This window comes from Peristeroidobacter agariperforans, assembly GCF_004138335.1.
In the GTDB taxonomy this organism is placed as follows: Bacteria; Pseudomonadota; Gammaproteobacteria; order Steroidobacterales; family Steroidobacteraceae; genus Steroidobacter; species Steroidobacter agariperforans.
Window position 1 is genome coordinate 622,720 of the sequence record NZ_RYFW01000001.1, and the last position, 17,251, is coordinate 639,970.

A 17,251-nucleotide genomic window follows, 5' to 3' on the forward strand; every position below is an offset into this window, starting at 1 on the left:
CGACCTTCCAACCCTGCGACTGACCATCCCGCATTTATTGACACCGGTGACATACTAAAAACGCAGCTATGACACCGGTGACAACGGGGAGGCTAGCAGAGCACACTGTCGGGCGGCAAGACACCTCATTTGGTTTTCTTGCAACACCCAGCGCGAAGCCTATCCGCCTACAATTGTGCTGCACGTGCTGCTCTTCACATTTCTTACGGTAAATTCTGCTCCATGAAACCGGCCATCGTTTGTTTCGGTGAAGTCCTGTTGCGCTTGTCGTCGCCCGGCAAGGAACTGCTGTTGCAATCTCCCCGGTTCGACGCCCATATCGGCGGCGCCGAAGCGAACGTTGCAGTTTCGTTGCACAAGTTCGGTCATCGGACACGGGTCGTGAGCGCCCTGCCGGACTCGACCCTGGGCCACGCCTGCGCAGATGAGTTGCGCCGCCACGGCGTCGACACCGATTCGATTCATTTCGGTGACGGTCGCATGGGCATGTATTTCCTCACGCACGGCGCCGGCCACCGTCCGGCGGAAGTGCTCTACGATCGTGCCAACTCCTCATTCGCGATCGCGCCGCCAGCCACCTACGACTGGATGTCGCTGCTCGCAGACGCCCGGTGGCTGCACGTTTCAGGCATCACACCTGCTGTCAGCAGCGCGACTGCCGAAGCCGCGTCACAAGCGATGCAAGCAGCGCGTAAGGCCGGCGTGCAAATTTCCTTCGATTGCAACTTCCGAGCGCGCTTGTGGGGCGCGCGTGCGCCCGAAGCTCCCCAACTGTTGACTCGTCTATGCGAACAGGCCGATGTCATCTTCGGTGACGATCGTGACATTGGATTCATGCTCGGCTTCAAAGCCTCGGCGGCGGATGCTCGACGCGAAGCGGCCGATCTTGCTTTCAAATCATTCAAGCATCTGCGCCACATCGTTTGCACCGAGCGCGCGCGCCACAGCGTCGACGTTCAACAGCTGACCGGCTTGTTGTTCGATTCGAAGAACACCTACACCAGCCGCTCGTATCCCTTGCACAGCATCGTCGATCGCATCGGTGGCGGCGATGCGTTCGCCGCGGGCGTACTGCATGGATTGCTGACAGGCATGACGCCACAAGAATCCATCGACTTCGGCGCCGCCGCCGGTTGCCTGAAGCATTCGATTCCGGGCGACTTCAACCTGCTGGGCGTGTCCGACGTGGAACTGTTGTTATCGGAGAAAGGCGGCGATGTAAGACGCTAACCGCGCTATCATTGTCCTCCCTTTTTCGCCGCACGCCCGACCCGCTCTGCGGGCGTTCTGGTGTGCGGATCGCGCTGTTTGGCGGAGGACACATGTACGAGTTCAAGCGGTTTTATATCGATGGCGCCTGGGTCACCCCGCCGGGGCGCCGCGAGCTGGCGGTCATCAATCCGGCCACCGAGCAGCAAGTCGGCACGATCATGCTCGGCACGGCCGAGGACGTCGATGTCGCGGTGAAAGCGGCGCGCGCTGCTTTCGAAACTTATTCGCAAACCTCGCGTGAAGAGCGCGTCGCGCTGCTCGAGCGCATCATCAAGGTCTATCAGAGCCGGATGAAGGACGTCGCCCAGGCAATTTCCGACGAGATGGGCGCGCCGATGAAGTTTGCCTTGCATGCGCAGGCTGGCAGCGGCCTCGGCCATTTCATGTCGACGCTCGCCGCACTCAAGGAATTCGAGTTCGAAGAAACATTGGGCACGACGCAGATTCGTCGCGAGCCGGTCGGCGTCTGCGGCTTGATCACTCCGTGGAACTGGCCGCTCAATCAGATCGGCTGCAAAGTCGCGCCGGCGCTCGCTGCCGGCTGCACCATGGTGCTCAAGCCCAGCGAAGTCGCACCTCTCAGCGCGCACATCTTCGCCGAGATCCTGCACGAGGCCGGCGTGCCGAAGGGCGTATTCAACATGATCGATGGCGACGGCCCGACCGTCGGCGAGGCGCTATCACGTCATCCGGACATCGACATGATGTCCTTCACCGGCTCGACGCGCGCTGGCGTGCAGGTCGCCAAGGCGGCCGCCGACACAGTGAAGCGCGTGTCGCAGGAGCTGGGCGGCAAATCGGCCAACATCATTCTGGAAGATGCCGATCTGAACGCCGCGGTGAAAAGCGGTGTGTTGTCGATGATGTCCAACACCGGCCAGTCGTGTAACGCCCCCTCGCGCATGCTCGTGCCAAAAAAGCTGTACGAAGAAGCGGTGAACATCGCGAAGACCGTCGCAGCCAAGCCCGTCGTCGGCGATCCGAAGAAGGACGGCGTGACCATGGGCCCGGTCGCCAACAAGACTCAGTTCGAGAAGATCCAGCGCTTGTTACAGACCGGCGTCGACGAAGGCGCAACCGTCGTGATCGGCGGCCCGGGCCGCCCCGACGGCATCGACAAGGGTTATTTCATCAAGCCCACCGTGTTCGCGAACGTGAACAACGACATGACCATCGCGCGCGAGGAAATCTTCGGCCCGGTGCTCGTGATGATTCCTTACGAGACCGAAGAGGAAGCGGTGCGCATCGCCAATGACACGGTCTACGGTCTGTCCGGCTATGTTTATTCCGGCGACATCGAGCGTGCCCGCAGAGTCGCGCGCCGGCTGCGCACCGGCATGGTCCACCTGAATGGCGCCGCGACGGATGTGAACGCGCCGTTCGGCGGTTACAAACAATCGGGCAACGGCCGCGAGTGGGGCAAGGAAGGCCTCAAGGAATTCCTCGAGGTGAAGGCCATGATGGGCTATTCGGCGGCCTGAGGCGCAACTCGCGCTATGGCAGCGGCCCGCGATCCGGATTCGATTCCGGCGCGGGCCCGGTGCGGCGATCGTACAGACGCCGCACTTTGATTCCGGACAGCTCGCTGTCGCCGCTCCACTTCATCAGATATTCGAGCTGACCGGTCTTGGTCAGACGAAACTGCTCCAACGCTCGCGGCCCGCGGCGCACGCGACGCTCGATCACGAACCACTCGCCGTCCCAGCCGACCCGAGAATCCGCGAGCTGCCCTTCGGGCATCGAAACCTGGGTGTGACTGCCGGCCTCGACCCTTCGCGACTCGACCGCGGAAATCACATCGAACCGCCCGGGGCCGACTTCTTTGATCTCCAGCGTGGGACTGACGCCGAGCATCCGAAGCAGATTTTCCTGCTGCTGCTTCTGCCAGGGTCGCGGACCGCGACGCCGGCTACCTTCGCCAGGCGGCGGCGCATCGACGTCGATGGGGGGCGGAATATTGGAAGGCCGCGACTCTTCTTCCCTCCGCCGCATGCGCTCGAAGCGCTCCCATTCCTGCGACTGTTTCTCGAACAGCATCGCTTCCGGATCGTCGCTGGCGGCGGTGTTCAGTATCCAGAAGCCGGTCAGGTCGATGGGTTTCTTGGGAGCGGCGGCGTAGTCCGCCAAGGCGAGCGCGGACCAAAGGCACAGAGCGAGTGTGCAAAATGATCGGTTGAACAAGGTGGCTCGCGCGTTATGGAAGATGAATGGGGATCGCTGCGGGTCAGCTTAAAGACTGGCCTGCGCTGGTTCAACCGCGGTCCTCTTCCGGTGCCAGACCTTCGGTCAGCCCTCCCAGCCCCCGCCTAGCGCCCGAATCAGCGCCACGCTGGCTCTGAGCTGCCGTGTTTCCAGATCGAGGGCCTCACGCTGGGTCGTCAGCGCGGTGGTCTGGGACTGCACGACTTCGAGGTAGCTGACCGCCCCTTCACGGTAACGATTCATGGCGAAATCCAGCGATTGCTCGGCCGAGGTGACGGCGGAGCGCTCGGCTGCAGCGGCGTTTCCGTAGTGGTGGAGCAAGGCCAGGTTGTCTTCCACTTCCTGGAAGGCTCCCAGCACCACCGCTCGGTACGTTGCGCCAGCCTCATCCAAAACAGCCCGTGCCTGAGCAACTCGCGCCTGGCGGCGGCCGGCGTCGAACAGTTCCAGCAGGATGGAAGGACCGACTGACCAGGCGGCGTTGCGCGCCGTCAGCCAGTCGGTGGAGCGGTTGCTCTCGAAGCCATAAACGCCGCTCAGCGTAATCGAAGGAAAATAGGCTGCGCGAGCGACACCGACGCTGGCATTGGCGGCAGCGGTACGGCGTTGAGCCGCGGCAATGTCTGGGCGACGCTGCAGAAGATTGGTCGGCACATCGGCGGGAATTTGTGGCAGCTGTAACGGAACCGACCGGGGCGCGAGGGAGAATCGCGAAGGCGACTCGCCTACCAGCACCGCGATCGCGTGCTCGAACGTCGCGCGCTGAGCCTGGTTCTGCGAGACCTGCGAACGCGCGGTGTCCAGCTGAGTTTGAGCACGCGCCACGTCCAGCCCCGAGACGATGCCCGCTTGATGACGCTCCTTTGTCAGCGCCACTGCGCGGTCATAAGCAGCAACCGTATCGGCGAGCAACGCAGCCTCGCGATCCAGACCATAGAGCGCGATGTAAAAGTCAGCGAGCTGCGCTTGAAGACTCAGCCGCGCCGATTCGAGATCGGCGGCGGCCGCGCTCGCTTCCAGGTTTCCAGCGTTCAGCTCATTGCGTACGCGACCCCAAAGGTCGACTTCATAAGTCGCTTCGATCCCAGCGCCGTACGAGTTGTAGTAACGAGGCGAGGACTGACCGGCCGGCGGACTCGTTGCCGATTGCCGCGTCCGAGCCCCATCGGCGCGCAACGAGAATGAAGGAAACAAACCGGACCGCAGCTGATCCGCAAAGGCCTTCGCCTGTTGATAGCGCGCCAGAGCGGCTTGTAGGTCAGGGCTGTTCTGAACGAGCTGGGCTTGCAGACGATTCAGTTCTTCATCGCCATACCCCAGCCACCAGGAATCGCGCGGCAAGCGATCGGCGGGTGCCGCCTGAGTCCAGGGCGCCGGCTCTTTGTATGACTCGGCAACGGGAACTTCAGGCAGCTCGAGCTTCGGCGCGAACGAGCAGCCGGCCAGCGCGAGCGCCGTGACTATCGCCAGTTCAACCCGCATTGGCTTCCTGCGCGGCTGGCTCGATCACGCGCACGGCCGTGCCAGCCATCAATCCATCCGGCGGCGTCGAGATGACACGATCGGCGGCCTCGATGCCGCCAGCAACTTCGATGAAGTGCCCATGATCACGCGCGATGGTAATGGGCTTCATGACCACGCGGCTCTGCGAATCGACAGTGGCCACACGCAGCCCCGATTGATCGAAGATCAGCGCGCTGGCCGGCACGCGCAGCGCTTGCGCCCCGCCCGCCAGCTCGAAGCTGACGCTGGCATATCCACCCGGCAGCAACTCGCCCGCTTGGTTGTCGACCGTGAGCTGCATCAGCGTCGTTCCGGTAGCGACGTTCACAGCGCCCGCCGACGCGGCGACCGCGGCCGAATATTGCCTACCGGGATGTTCGGGCACGGTGATCACCGCGTTCGCATCCGTATTCAATCGGCTCACATACGATTGCGGCACATTCACGTACACGCGCAACTTTCGCGTATCCGAAACAACAAACAATTCCCGGCCCGAGCCGCCGCCCGCGGTGATCAGCTCACCGATATCTGTATTGCGCGCGGTGACCACGCCATCGAACGGCGCCACGATGCGCGTGAAACCTCGCATCGTTCGCAAACGCTCGACATTGGCGCGCGCAGCTTTCGCCAGAGCTTCCTTGGCAGCCAGATCGCCGACCTTTTCATCCACTTCTTGTTTGGAAACGGAATCTCGGCCGAGCATCGACTGCCAGCGCTTGGCGGTGCTCGCAGCAAGCGCCGCGTTCGCTTCGGCGCTGGCGAGATCTGCTTCAGCCTGCAGCAACTGCTGCTCGATATCGGGCGCTTCGATCTCTGCGATCAGCTGGCCGCTCTTCACGGGCGTGCCGATATCGGCCTTCCACGCCTTCAAATATCCAGACACACGCGCATTCAGCGGCGCCCGTGCAAACGCTTCTAACCGGCCCGGCAAGTCGATCCGCGCGTCCGCTTCACCTTGGGTCGGCGCGACTACGGCGACCGTGGGAATGGCCTGCTCTTCGGTCCACTCGGTCATCTCACGCTGATCGCTGACGCGTATCCCGATGCCGGAGACGACGATCACGATGGCAATGACGGCGATGACGATGCCGGCGCGGCGTAACCCGCGATGCGATTCAGTGGGCGGCATGAGGCTCTCCGGCAAGCAGCGGATGTTCCGCGGGCTTGCGGACGTAATTACGGTGCACGATGCTGAAGACGACAGGGACGAAAATGAGCGTGGCGACCGTGGCGAAGATCAGGCCGCCGATCACGGCGCGACCCAGCGGCGCGTTCTGCTCACCGCCATCGCCGAGCCCCAGCGCCATCGGCGCCATGCCGATGATCATGGCCAAGGCCGTCATCAGCACCGGACGGAAACGCACGAAGCCTGCATCGATGGCCGCGGCAATAGGATCGGCCAGTTGTTCCAGCCGTTCGCGCGCAAAGCTGATGACGAGCACGCTATTCGCGGTGGCCACACCCATGCACATGATCGCGCCCGTCAACGCGGGCACTGACAAAGTGGTAAATGTCGTGAACAACATCCAGACGATGCCGGCCAGCGCCGCGGGCAGCGCGCTGATGATGACCAGCGGATCGCTCCACGACTGGAAGTTCACCACGATCAGCAGATAGATCAGCACGATCGCGCCGACCAGGCCCCACATCAGTCCCGAGAACGAACTCTCCATGGTGCGCACCTGGCCAAGCAGCGCCACCGACGAGCCCTTCGGCAGGTCCTTGGCGTGCGCCTCGAGTATCTTGCGGATCTGCGACGCCACGGCGCCGAGATCGGTACCCTGCGTGGTCCCGTAGATCTGCACGATGGGTTGAATGTTGTATTGGGAAACCACTCCACTCGACGTGGTGCGAGTGATGTCCGCGATGCCGCCGAGCAGATGCGCCGACTTGGAACCTGCGCCCGTGATCGGCAGCGTCTCCAGCGAGTTCAGCTCGTCCATCTTGTACTGCGGAGTCTGCATCACGATGGGGTACTGGATGTTGGTCTTCGGGTTCAGCCAGAACGTCGGTGCGACCTGCACCGATCCGGCGAGATTCACCACCATGCTGTTAGTGACATCACGCTCGGTGAGACCGGCGAACTGTGCGCGCGTGCGATCGACATCGACATTGAAGGTCGGCAGGCCGCGTGCCTGCTGAATGCGCGCATCGGCGATGCCTGGAATCCGTTTGATGTCGGCGAGCAAAGTTTCGGCGTAAGCGAAATTCGCGGCGAAGTCCTTGCCGCGGATTTGCAGATCGATGGGAGACGGCGTGCCGAAGTTCAGGATCTGGCTGACGATGTCAGCCGGCGTGAACGAGAACGTCGTGCCGGGGAATCGCCGTGGCAGCTCCTCGCGCAGCTTGCGGACGTAATCCGCGGTCGGCTCGTGATCTTCCTCCAGCGTGATCTGTATATCGCCGTCCGCCGTGCCGATGGTGCCGGTGTTGTTGTAAGTCATGTTGATGCTGGAGAACGGCATGCCGATGTTGTCCACCACCAGCGCCAGCTCGTGCGGCGGGATCACTTGTCGAATGACATCCTGAATGCGCGCCGAGACAGCCGCCGTTTCTTCCACACGCGTGCCCGGCTGCGCGCGGAAATGAATCATGATGCGGCCGGCATCGACTGCCGGAAAGAAATTGCGCCCCAGGAACGGCACGAGCGCGAACGACGCGACCACGAACAACATGAATCCCGTCACGAAGCCGCGCCGATGAGCCACTGCCATCGTCAGCAACTCCTTGTAGCTAGCGCGGACGCGTTCGAACTTTTCCGAGAAGCCACGCTGAAACTTCACCAGCGGATTGGATGACGGCGCCGTCGCATCGTCATGCGAGTGCGGCTTCAACAGATACATGGCCATGGTCGGCACCAGCGTGCGCGACAGAATGAACGAGCACACCATCGCGTAGATCACGGCCAGCGCCATCGGCACGAACAGGAAGCGCGCCACGCCTTCGAGGAAGAACATCGGCACGAACACGATACAGATACACAGCAGGGAGACGAACGCGGGCGTCACGATCTGCGCCGCCCCGTCGAGGATGGACGTGTGCACGTCCTTGCCGTGCTCGAGGTGCCAGTTGATGTTTTCGATGGTCACGGTCGCATCGTCGACCAGGATGCCCACGGCCAGCGCCAGTCCGCCCAAGGTCATGATGTTGAGCGTCTGGCCGGTCAGCGACAGCAGGAAGATCGAGCCGAGGATGGCCAAAGGAATCGAGGTGGCGATGATGACGGTGGAGCGCCAGCTGCCCAGGAACAGCAGGATCATCAGGCTGGTCAGCAGCGCAGCGATGGCCCCTTCGGCGACCACGCCGCTGATGGCGCTGCGCACGAAGATGGATTGATCGCCGATGAGCCTGATCTGCAGCGACTCCGGCAGCTGATCCTTCACCTCCTCGACACGTTGCTTGATGCCTTCGATCACGGCCAGCGTCGACGCGGTGCCATTCTTGAGCACTGTGAGCAGCACCGAGCGATTGCCGGCAACGTGCACGATATTGGTCTGCGGCGAATTGCCGTCGCGCACGTGGGCGACATCCCGCAAATAAACCATTGCGCCGTCGACCAGGCGAATCGGCAGGCGGCCCAGGTCCTCGATCGCCGATGGGCTGTTGTTCAAGTTGATGGCGTACTCGAAGCCGCCGATCTTCTGCGTGCCCACCGGCGTGATCAGATTCTGAGCCGCGAGGGCGTTGGCGACGTCCGTGCCCGACAGGCCGCGCGCCTGCAGAGCTGCAGGGTCGAGGTCGATCTGGATCTGACGGTTCTTGCCGCCGAACGGATAAGGCATCGAGGCGCCCGGCACCGTGATGAGGAAGGTGCGGACGTAGTTGATGCCGAGGTCGCTGAGCTCCTGCTCCGTCATGCCCTCGCCGGACAGCGCCAGCTGCAGGATGCCCACGGTGGAGGCGTTGTAGTTGAGGATGTTCGGCGGGTTCGTGCCTTGTGGCATCTGGCGCAACGTTGTCTGCGCGGCGGCGGTCACCTGCGCATTGGCCATGTTGATGTCGACGGAAGGTTGGAAGAAAACCTTGATCACGCCGAAGCCGGTATACGAAGTGGCCTCGATGTGTTCGATGTCGTTGACCATGGTGGTCAGCGAGCGCTGGAAGTTGGTAGTGATACGACCCGCCATGCCGTCGGGCGGCAGACCGGCGTAGGTCCACACCACGCTGATCACGGGAATGCGGATGTTCGGAAAGATATCCGTCGGCGTGCGCATGATCGAGAGCACGCCGAAGATCAGGATGAGCAGCGCCAGCACGATGAACGTGTACGGGCGGCGCAGGGCGATTTTGACGATTCCGAGCATGCGGGCGAGACAATCCTCGAGCGGACCATTATGGGTCCGATCGCAGCCCGCTACAGTGCCGTAGAGATGAAAGCTTTTTTAGTCTTTCTTGCCGACGTTTTTGGGCAGGTTTTATCAGCTGGCGCTGCGCAGCTGGCCGGCGTTCGGGCCGCACAACAGGGACAGCCACGCGCCGCCGCCGGGATGGTCGACGATCTGCAGTCTGAAGCCGTGCAGTTTGACGATCGCCGCGACGATCGACAGCCCCAGCCCCGAGCCCGAGACATCTTTGTTACTGCACGTGCCGCGATAGAACCGTTGCAGGACCGCTTCGCGCTCCGAGTTCTGGATGCCCGGGCCGCTGTCGATCACATCGATGCGCGCGCCAGCGTCCGCATCCTTGATCAATCGCAAACGAATGCTGCCGTTCGCGGGCGTGAATTTGATCGCGTTGTCGACGATGTTCGAAACGGCTTCCAGCAGCAGGTTCGGATCGCCGCGCACGGTCGGGACATCGGGCGCGATCTCGAACGTGAACGCGATGTGTTTGTCTTCGGCCAGCGGCGTGTAGATTTCACGCACGTGATCGAGCGTGCTCGCCAGGCGCACCTCGGTGAACCCGGCGCGCCGGTGCATGTCTTCCAGCTCGGAGATTCGTAACAACGCGCGGAACCGATCAAGCAGCGAATCGACATCGAGAATCGCCTGCTCGACGACGCCGGCATGCGCGCCATCGTTCGCCTCGCGGTGCATACGGTGCAACTGAGAGCGCAAGCGCGTCAGCGGCGTGCGCAAGTCATGGGCGATGCTGTCGCAGACACCTTTGACCTCGCTCATCAACCGCTCGATTTCGTCGAGCATGGAATTGACGATGCCGGCCAACATGTCGAGCTCGTCACGACGCCCGGACATCGGCAATCGCTGGTGCAGATCGCCGCGCATGATGGGTTGCGCAGCGGACTCGATCGCACGAATGCGCCGTAATGGACCGCGCGCCAGCCAGAGGCCGCCGATCAAACCCGGGATGATGGTGAGCGTGAGACCCCAGAACAGGGATCGATAAATGATGCTGTTGACCTGGTCGACCACGCTCGTGGCGCGCGCCAGAATCAACACTTCACCGTTACCTATCCCCTTGGCGAGGCCGCGCGCACGCACCGGTTCCTTGGCGCCCATCTGCTGTGCTCCACCCGGCAGGGAGTGCACGACGCCGTCGATCAAAACACCTTCTGGAATCCGTTCGATGTTGCCGGCGATCTTGCGGCCTTGCTGATCGAAGAGCCCCTGCAACACGCGCAGATCGAGCGCACCGGTTTGCGCAATCACCTCGGGCAGGTGGTCGCGATCGATGTTACTGAGGTAGTGCATGCGCTGGCGGAGGATTTCATCCACCACGCCGGAGAGATAACGTTTGGTGTCGTACTGCACCCAGCCGATCAGCAGCACGCTCCACAACACGAACAAGATGCCGTAGACCGGCAGCAGCCGAACCGTGCTGATGCGTGACAGCTCACCGAGCTTCAAGCACGTACCCTACTCCGCGAACGGTGTGAATGAGCGGCTCGCGCTCCGGCGGATCGAGCTTGCGCCGCAGCCGCCCGATGTGAACTTCGATCACGTTGGTGCCGGGGTCGAAATGATAGCCCCACACGGCCTCGAAGATCATGGTGCGCGTCAGCACGCGGCCGCTGTGGCGCATGAGAAATTCGAGCAGACGGAATTCGGTGGGCAGCAGATCGAGCAGGGTATCGCCGCGCTTGGCGGTGCGGTCGATCAGATCGAGCTGCAGGTCTCCGACCCGCAACATCATGGGCCGGGATGCACCCGCGTGCCGCCGCAGCAGCACTTCGATGCGAGCCGCCATTTCGTCGGGGTTGAATGGCTTGGTGAGATAGTCGTCCCCACCCGCCCGCAGGCCACGCACCCGTTCGTCTGCATCGGACAGGGCGCTGATCATCAGCACCGGTGTTTGCACACCGTACTCGCGCAGACGCGTGACTACCGTCAAACCGTCCATGCCGGGGAGCATGCGATCCAGTGTGATCGCGTCATAAAAACCCCCTCGCGCGCGCTCCAGCCCGGTGGCGCCGTCGCCCACCCATTCCGTGTCCAGGCCGTACCGCTGCAGTTCGGCGCAGATTTCATCAGCGGTCACGCGATCGTCTTCGATGATGAGTACTCTAGCCACGGCTCCCAGCCAACGCGTGTCAAGGAACCGGCAGGGTACCGCCCCTCTCAGGGAGGGGCAATTAAGGATGCTTTATATAGGGCCCGCGAAATGCGACGGGTTAGTGGCCGCCCTCGAGCGACTTCACCGCCTGAATCATCGCGACCATCACCTTCTGCGCGTCGCCGTATACAAGGTTGCAGTTGTCGGCGAAGAACAACTCGTTCTCGACGCCCGAGTAACCCTTGCCCTGGCCGCGCTTGATGACATAAACCTGCTTGGCCTGGTCCACGTTCAAGATGGGCATGCCGTAGATCGGGCTGGACTTGTTGGTGCGCGCCGCCGGATTGACCGTGTCGTTCGCGCCGATGACGACGGCAACGTCGGCTTCCTTGAACTCGCCGTTGATATCTTCCAAGTCGTAGATCATGTCGTACGGCACGCCCGCTTCCGCGAGCAGCACGTTCATATGGCCCGGCATGCGGCCCGCGACCGGATGGATCGCGAACTTCACTTCCACGCCCGCATCGGTCAGCAGCTTCACGAACTCGTACAACTTGTGCTGAGCCTGCGCGACCGCCAGGCCGTAGCCCGGCGCGATGATGACCTTCGATGCATATCGCATATTGATCGCGGCGTCGCCGGCTTCGGCCGGCTTTTGCGAGCCTTTGATCTCGCCTTGTTGTTCGCCGCCGCCATCGCCGAAGTTGCTGAAAATCACATTCGACACGCTGCGGTTCATCGCCTTCGCCATCAGCAGCGTGAGCAACGTACCCGCCGAGCCGACCACCATGCCCGCGATCATCAGCGCCGGGTTCTGCAGCACGTAGCCTTCGAAGCCCACGGCCAGACCAGTGAAGGCGTTGTACAACGAAATCACGACCGGCATGTCCGCGCCGCCGATCGGCATTGTCATCATCACGCCGAAGATCAGCGCGCCAATGAAGAACGCCGCGACAATGGCCGGATCTGCATGACCGTGCGCGACGAACACGATATAGATGGCGACAGCGAGCGTCGCAAGAAACACGATGCCGTTGAGAATCTGCTGGCCGCCGATGCGCCATACGCCGTTGATGCGGCCGTCGAGCTTGGCCCACGCAATCAACGAACCCGACAGCGACACCGCACCGATCAACGCGCCCACCACTGCGAGCAACAGCGGAATCGTTTGGTGAACTGCAGTGGTTCGTAACAACTCGACTGCAGCGATACAGGCCGCCGCGCCGCCGCCCATGCCGTTGTAGAGCGCGACCATCTGGGGCATCGCCGTCATCGCGACACGTTTGCCGCTCCACCATGCCCATGCGGTGCCGAGGAACAGTGCCACCGCTGCGAACACGACGTTCGTGCCCAGGTGCGGCAGCGCTGCCTCGTTGACGCCGAAGTAATAGAGGAAGCTGGCAAGGACGGCGACCAGCATGCCGATGCCGGCCACCATGATGCCGGAGCGCGCCGTCACCGGCGACGACATGCGCTTCAAGCCGTAGATGAACAGAAACGCCGCGGCGAAATAGCTGGCGTCGATGATGAACTGCGGAGTGAGGTTCATGGGCGCTTATGCCTTCTTCTGCTCGCCGGAGGGCTGCTTCTTGTCGCTGGGCTTGAACATTTCCAGCATGCGCTCCGTGACGACGTAACCGCCGGCCGCGTTGCCCGCACCCAGCAGCACACCGGCGAAGCCGATGATCTGTTCGACCAGCGAGGTGGCGTTGAGCAGTGCATACATCGCACCGACCACGACGATGCCGTGCACGAAGTTCGAGCCCGACATCAGCGGCGTGTGCAGAATGGACGGCACGCGCCCGATGATCTCGTAACCGGTGAAGGCGGCGAGCATGAAGATATACAGGGCAACGAAGCCCGTCAGCGTGGTAGCGAGATCCATAGGTTCACCCGACAACTTTTTGTGCTGCTTCGTTGACGATCTTGCCGTCGTGCGTGAGCGCGGTTTTGGCGACCACCTCGTCGGTCCAGTCGAGCTTGATGCCGCCGTCCTTGACGAACAGCTCGATCAAGTTGAATTGGTTCTTGGCATACAGCTCGCTCGCGTGCTCGCCGAGCATGCTCGGCACGTTGAGCGGCCCGACGACGGTCACCTGGCCCACTTGTATGGTCTCGCCCGGCTGCGTGTATTCACAGTTGCCGCCACCTTCGGCGGCGAGGTCGATGATCACGCTGCCGGCTTTCATGCCATCGACCTGCGCCTTGCTGATCAGCTTCGGCGACGGCCGGCCGGGAATGGCCGCGGTCGTGATGATGATGTCGGCTTGTTGAATGTGCTTGGTGACGACACTGGCAATCTTGTCTTTCTCTTCCTGAGTGAGCTCGCGCGCATAGCCGCCTGCACCGCGGGCATCGACGCCGGTATCGACGAACTTGGCGCCAAGCGATTCGGCCTGTTCCTTCGTTTCGGGCCGCACGTCGTAACCTTCGGTCATCGCGCCCAAGCGGCGCGCCGTCGCCAATGCTTGCAAGCCAGCGACACCGAGGCCCATCACCAACGTTCGAGCGGGACGAATCGAGCCGACCGCGGTGGTCATCATCGGCAAAATGCGCGCGAGATGGGTGGCGCCGAGCAGGGCTGCGTAGTACCCGGCAAGCGCCGCCTGGCTCGACAGCGCGTCCATGGCCTGAGCGCGCGTGATACGCGGCACCAGCTCCATAGCAAACGTGGTGATATGACGATCGCGCAATCGTTTGGTCAGCTCGACTTCCTTGTGCGCGTAGACGAAGGAAATCAGGATGGCGCCCGGCTTCATCGCCTCGACGATGCTCAGATCGGGCGGCTGGACGCTCGCGACCACGTCGGCATCGCGCACCAGCGCGAGCGGATCGGCGCTGAATTTCACGTTCTTGAAGGCGGAATCGGGCAGTTTTACCGCGTCGCCGGCGCCGGCCTGCATGTGAACTTCGGCCCCGAGCTTGCTGAGCTTGTCGGCCACCGCAGGCACCAGGGCTACGCGCTTTTCATTGACGCGAGTTTCCTTCAGAACAGCGATCTTCACCGTCATGCCGACTGATCCTCCCCCACAAATTCATTTAAACCGGGTGCCAGTTTGCACATAAAATTCCCGCCATTGTGGATGCCTTGTTCGCACTCGGCAACACGCGCATGCTGCGCGCCCGGCGGGAAGCTCGGTTCATCAAACCACGCGACCCGCCCAGGATGCCAGCGGTTCACACTGCTTGTATTGAACGAACACGGCCACGCGGATAAATGGCAGTCGACTCCCGAGTATTGACTTCGATCGGCAGAGCCGCCCTGGTGCTGGCGTATCCGCTGGTCGCGCACTTCGGCGTCATTCAGAACAGCGTGACGCTGATCGCCATCGCGCTGGGCCTGTTGATCGTGCTGCCCATGGCGCCAGCCCTCGGCCGGGGCAGCGTCATCGCCTGGCTGGTACTGTTGCCCGTGGTCGCGGCGCTTTGGTGGTTATCGCGCTCCACGCACGGGACACTGCCGCTGTATATCGCGCCGGTGCTGGTGCCAGGATTCATGGCGGTCGTGTTTGGCAGCACTTTGCTCGCCGGGCAGGTTCCGCTAATCGAGCAACTGATCCGCATCATGGAGCCCAACGAGCAGCCCGAGCCCGACGTGCTGGCGTACGCCCATCAGCTGACCAGAGCCTGGACGCTGTTCTTCGTGACGTTGGCGCTGACCAATCTGGTGCTGGGACTGCTGGCCGAGCCCGACGGCATGCTGCTGGCCGCCGGCATCACACCGCCGGTGACGGTGCCCGAGCTGTGGTGGTCGCTGGTCGCCAACCTGATCGGATATTTGCTGGTCGCGGCTTTCTTCCTGATTGAGTACGCTTACCGCCGCCACCGCTTCCCGCGGCAACCCTATCGCAACATGCTGGATTTTTTTCTAAAGGTACTCGCGGCCATGCCGCGCCTGGTCAGCAGCGCCGCTGGCCCTCGTCGCTGAATCACATGAGCCCCGCCGCCCACGCAACCGTTCTGCGGATCGCCGCGAATCATCCGTCGCTGCCCGGTCATTTTCCGGGTCAGCCGATCGTGCCTGGCGTGGTGCTGCTGGACTGCGTGCTGCAGGAAGCGGAGCGCTGGCTGCAACGCCCGTTGCGCGTGCTCGCACTGCCCACCGCGAAGTTCACCGCACCGCTGCTGCCCGATCAGTCCGCAGAGCTGCAATTGAAACTGGATGCCGACGAACTGCGCTTCACCTTGAGCCGCTACGGCGCGCCCCTCGCGCAGGGATTGTTTCGCATCGCGGCCAACCTCGAGCCTGCGCACACAGGCAACGGAGCGGCGTGAAACAGCAGTGGCTCGAGCGCCCCGAAGCCGGCTCGCTCTTCGGGTACCGATTGATCAGTACGTTCGCACGGCTGTGCGGGCGGACCGCCGCGCGCCTGGTGCTCTTTCCCATCACCGCCTTCTACGTCGTGAGACGTGGACCGGAGCGGCGCGCTGCGCGTGATTATCTGCAACGTATCCTGGGGCGCAAACCGACGCTGGCGGATGTCGTCAGGCAGTTCTACTACTTCGCCTCCGTCGTGCTGGATCGTCTCTTCCTGTTGTCGGAGAGCTTCAAACGTTTCGATGTCCAAGTTCACGGCCTGGATGACCTGCGCGCGCAATGGGCCAAGAAACAAGGCGTGCTGGTATTCGGCTCCCACCTGGGCAGCTTCGACGCCTTGCGTGCGCTGAGCGAGTTCCGCAAGGACGTGAAAGTCCGGGTGGTGCTGGATACGGAACAGAATCCGGAGATCACGCGCTTCCTCGCCGCCTTCAATCCGGAGCTGGCGCGCTCCATCATCAATGCCCGGCAGGATGGCGCAATCACCGCGCTGGCGATCAAGGAGGCGCTCGATGAAGGCGCGCTGGTCACGTTGCTGGTCGATCGCGCTCGGCCTGGCAATCAGGTATCGGTTGTGAATTTCCTCGGCGAGCCCGCGGCATTTCCGACCGGGCCGTGGCAACTCGCGGCCGCGCTCAAGGTACCGGTGGTTCTATGCTTCGGTCTGTACGGCGGCGGCAATCGGTACGACCTGCATTTCGAATCGTTCGCGGACACGGTCCGAGTGGAACGCAAGGACCGCGAGGCGAGTCTCAATGCCATCATTCAACGGTATGCGGACCGATTGGCCCACTACACCCGCAGCGCGCCGTACAATTGGTTCAACTTCTATGATTTCTGGCACCTCAACTCGTCTGCCCCTGATGCTGGCTCTGCTGGGGGCGCTGATAGCGCCGCTGACGGCGGGGAGCGCGGCCCTCAATGATCAGGAAGCCGATGCTCTGATCGGCCGGCTGGCCAAGCCTGCGCCGGCCACCATCTCCTTCACCGAGGTGCGCTTCTCGAAGCTGCTGCGCGCGCCGCTGATCGTCTCCGGCGACCTGGGTTATTCCGGGCCGGAAAGTCTGGATCGGCGTGTCACTGCGCCCTATCGCGAACAAACGTCGATTCGCGGGGAATCCGTGAAGGTGGAGCGCGAAGGCGACAAGCCGCGCAGCTTCGCTTTGAAACATGCTCCGGAACTGCGCGGATTGTTGTCCGGATTCTCGGCCATGCTCGCCGGTGACCCTGTGGCACTAAGAAAGGCATTCAATGTCGAGATGGCCGGCAATGACGATGGTTGGACACTCAAGCTGACGCCGACCGACACCAAAGCTCGCCGCCGCCTGCAGCAGATCGAAGTCAACGGCCGTCACAGCGAGCCGCGCTGCTTTTCGATGACGACGGCCGATGGCGCCTCCAGTGTCTTGCTGCTAGGCGCCGCTTCCGCCGAGCCGGTAGCGCCCGATGTGACTTTGATCGCCCTGCAGCGCCGCTGCGGCTCCGGCCAGGGCAGCTGAGCCT

The 17,251-nt window shown here is 62.7% G+C and carries 15 protein-coding genes; 6 read left to right on the top strand and 9 right to left on the bottom strand.

The window, feature by feature from the left end; translation table 11 throughout:
- Positions 1-222: 222 nt before the first annotated feature.
- Positions 223-1,230: a sugar kinase gene (locus tag EK373_RS02610; RefSeq protein ID WP_129641186.1), complete on the top strand. Its 1,008-nt coding sequence runs from the start codon at positions 223-225 to the stop codon at positions 1,228-1,230.
- 92 nt (positions 1,231-1,322) lie between these two features.
- On the top strand, positions 1,323-2,753 hold the full coding sequence (locus EK373_RS02615) for an aldehyde dehydrogenase family protein (RefSeq protein ID WP_129641187.1): 1,431 nt from the start codon (positions 1,323-1,325) through the stop codon (positions 2,751-2,753).
- Positions 2,754-2,766: 13 nt separating this feature from the next.
- Here EK373_RS02615 and EK373_RS02620 read toward each other — a convergent pair whose 3' ends face one another.
- The 9 genes from EK373_RS02620 to EK373_RS02660 form a co-directional block, all read right to left on the bottom strand.
- Entirely contained in the window at positions 2,767-3,399 is a 633-nt protein-coding gene (locus EK373_RS02620; protein ID WP_129641188.1) for a hypothetical protein, read from the bottom strand.
- A 159-nt stretch (positions 3,400-3,558) separates the two neighbouring features.
- A complete protein-coding gene (locus EK373_RS02625) occupies positions 3,559-4,956 on the bottom strand; it encodes an efflux transporter outer membrane subunit (RefSeq protein WP_129641189.1) in 1,398 nt (465 codons plus the stop codon).
- Complete coding sequence (locus EK373_RS02630) at positions 4,946-6,106, bottom strand: efflux RND transporter periplasmic adaptor subunit (protein WP_129641190.1); 1,161 nt, start codon at positions 6,104-6,106, stop codon at positions 4,946-4,948. Before EK373_RS02630 ends, EK373_RS02625 begins: the two co-directional genes overlap by 11 nt.
- On the bottom strand, positions 6,093-9,281 hold the full coding sequence (locus tag EK373_RS02635) for an efflux RND transporter permease subunit (protein WP_129641191.1): 3,189 nt from the start codon (positions 9,279-9,281) through the stop codon (positions 6,093-6,095). The genes EK373_RS02630 and EK373_RS02635 overlap by 14 nt, the downstream gene beginning before the upstream one ends.
- A 114-nt stretch (positions 9,282-9,395) precedes the next feature.
- Entirely contained in the window at positions 9,396-10,784 is a 1,389-nt protein-coding gene (locus tag EK373_RS02640; RefSeq protein ID WP_129641192.1) for a sensor histidine kinase, read from the bottom strand.
- Positions 10,771-11,448: a response regulator transcription factor gene (locus EK373_RS02645; RefSeq protein ID WP_129641193.1), complete on the bottom strand. Its 678-nt coding sequence runs from the start codon at positions 11,446-11,448 to the stop codon at positions 10,771-10,773. Before EK373_RS02645 ends, EK373_RS02640 begins: the two co-directional genes overlap by 14 nt.
- Positions 11,449-11,548: 100 nt before the next feature.
- Positions 11,549-12,979, bottom strand: coding sequence for an NAD(P)(+) transhydrogenase (Re/Si-specific) subunit beta (locus EK373_RS02650; RefSeq protein ID WP_129641194.1), 1,431 nt, complete (start codon positions 12,977-12,979; stop codon positions 11,549-11,551).
- Between the two features lie 6 nt (positions 12,980-12,985).
- On the bottom strand, positions 12,986-13,315 hold the full coding sequence (locus EK373_RS02655; protein ID WP_129641195.1) for an NAD(P) transhydrogenase subunit alpha: 330 nt from the start codon (positions 13,313-13,315) through the stop codon (positions 12,986-12,988).
- A 4-nt stretch (positions 13,316-13,319) separates the two neighbouring features.
- Positions 13,320-14,441, bottom strand: a complete 1,122-nt coding sequence (locus tag EK373_RS02660) for an NAD(P) transhydrogenase subunit alpha (RefSeq protein ID WP_129641196.1) — start codon at positions 14,439-14,441, stop codon at positions 13,320-13,322.
- Between the two features lie 206 nt (positions 14,442-14,647).
- Here EK373_RS02660 and EK373_RS02665 point away from each other — a divergent pair, with 206 nt between their 5' ends.
- From EK373_RS02665 to EK373_RS02680, 4 genes are read left to right on the top strand one after another with little or no spacing between them, the layout of a single operon-like run.
- A complete protein-coding gene (locus tag EK373_RS02665; protein WP_129641197.1) occupies positions 14,648-15,358 on the top strand; it encodes a COG4648 family protein in 711 nt (236 codons plus the stop codon).
- 5 nt (positions 15,359-15,363) lie between these two features.
- A complete protein-coding gene (locus EK373_RS02670; protein ID WP_129641198.1) occupies positions 15,364-15,705 on the top strand; it encodes an ApeI family dehydratase in 342 nt (113 codons plus the stop codon).
- Complete coding sequence (locus EK373_RS02675) at positions 15,702-16,673, top strand: LpxL/LpxP family acyltransferase (RefSeq protein ID WP_157994196.1); 972 nt, start codon at positions 15,702-15,704, stop codon at positions 16,671-16,673. Before EK373_RS02670 ends, EK373_RS02675 begins: the two co-directional genes overlap by 4 nt.
- Complete coding sequence (locus EK373_RS02680) at positions 16,612-17,247, top strand: LolA-related protein (RefSeq protein ID WP_129641200.1); 636 nt, start codon at positions 16,612-16,614, stop codon at positions 17,245-17,247. The genes EK373_RS02675 and EK373_RS02680 overlap by 62 nt, the downstream gene beginning before the upstream one ends.
- Positions 17,248-17,251 lie beyond the last annotated feature (4 nt).